This window comes from Enterobacter sp. UNJFSC 003 (assembly GCF_036903355.1).
In the GTDB taxonomy this organism is placed as follows: domain Bacteria; phylum Pseudomonadota; class Gammaproteobacteria; order Enterobacterales; family Enterobacteriaceae; genus Enterobacter.
This window is the reverse complement of the sequence record NZ_JBAKHK010000239.1, coordinates 1-256: the sequence shown is the minus strand read 5'-3', so window position 1 is coordinate 256 and position 256 is coordinate 1. Positions and strand designations below refer to the sequence as shown.

At 54.3% G+C, this 256-nt stretch carries 1 pseudogene; it reads left to right on the top strand.

The window, feature by feature from the left end:
- Positions 1-256: pseudogene (locus V5P19_RS23965) on the top strand (hypothetical protein); the annotation flags it as partial.

Genomic DNA, 256 nt, shown 5'->3' with positions numbered 1-256 from the left:
AACATGGACGGCGTGCGTCACATCCGCGACCGTTTCAATGTGCCGGTGTCTGATGCAGATATCGAAAAACTGCCGTACATCACCTTCCCGGAAGGTTCTGAAGAGCATACCTATCTGCACGCTCAGCGTCAGAAACTGCACGGTTATCTGCCAAGCCGTCAGCCGAACTTCACCGAGAAGCTTGAGCTGCCGAGCCTGCAAGACTTCGGCGCGCTGTTGGAAGAGCAGAGCAAAGAGATCTCTACCACTATCGCTT